At 37.4% G+C, this 1,134-nt stretch carries 1 protein-coding gene and 1 pseudogene; one reads left to right on the top strand and one right to left on the bottom strand.

Annotation, left to right across the window (positions count from 1 at the left end):
- Positions 1 to 608 (top strand): annotated as a pseudogene (locus VXQ92_RS20015) (NAD(P)/FAD-dependent oxidoreductase); the annotation flags it as partial.
- Between the two features lie 49 nt (positions 609 to 657).
- Here VXQ92_RS20015 and VXQ92_RS20010 read toward each other — a convergent pair.
- The coding region (locus VXQ92_RS20010; protein WP_416682962.1) for an acyl-CoA dehydrogenase family protein at positions 658 to 1,134 on the bottom strand (477 nt) is incomplete at its 5' end.

Below are 1,134 nucleotides of genomic sequence, written 5' to 3'. Positions count from 1 at the left end.
TAGTTCCTGATGGTGATTTATTCAAAATTCTTCGTGAAGGTAAGGCGAGTGTCGAAACTGATCAAATTGAAAAATTTACTGAGACTGGTATTCAATTAAAATCAGGCAAGCATCTTGATGCCGATATTATCGTATCTGCAACAGGTTTGCAGGTTCAAATCATGGGCGGTGTGCAGGCAACTATTGATGGGGAGCCAGTTAAATCATCTGAACACATGCTTTATAACGGCGTGATGCTCAGCGATGTACCAAACATGGCGATGATTATTGGCTATGTAAATGCTTCATGGACATTAAAAGTTGATATTGCAGCAGATTATATCTGTCGTTTATTAAATTACATGGATAAGAATAATTATGATGAAGTCATTCCATCTGGTGATAAGAGTGTGATGGAAGAGGACACAGTCATGGGTAGCTTATCATCTGGTTATATTAGTCGTGCTGCCGACGTGATTCCTAAACAAGGTAAACAAGCACCATGGCAGGTAACCAATAATTATCTTGAAGACCGTAAATCATTAAAAAATGCAAAATTTGATGATGGTGTTCTACGTTTTCATAAGCATTCAGAAGTTACCACACGTAAACCAAAATTAGTGTCTTGATATTTGAAAATAAAAAGGAGGCTATAAGCCTCCTTTTTTATAGTAAAGATTAAAGAGTTCTAGAGATTAATTCTTTCATAATTTCATTGGTGCCTGCATAAATACGGTTTGCTCGGTGATCGATATAAGCGCGGGCAATTGGATATTCCAGCATATAGCCGTAACCGCCATGTAATTGAAGACATTCATCTACAACTTTTGAAAACATATCTGAAATTTTATTTTTTGCAGCCGCTGCAGCTTCAACACTCAATTTTTCATCGAGTTGTAATTCCATACAACGATCTAAATAGGTACGGCAGAAATCTATCTCTGTTCTAAGTTCAGCAAGTTTAAAACGAGTATTTTGGAATGCTCCAATTGGTTTGCCGAATGCTTTACGATCTTTTGTATATTGAACAGTATGTGCAAATGCTGCTTCTGCCCCGGCTTGGCAGATAATAGCAACTAGCATACGCTCCCACGCTAATTCTTTCATGAGCATGATAAAGCCCAAACCTTCCATACCTAAAAGATTTTCTTTAGG

The organism is Acinetobacter sp. 228 (assembly GCF_048147885.1).
Note: the sequence above shows the minus strand (reverse complement) of the source record. Positions and strands in the feature narration are given on the sequence as shown.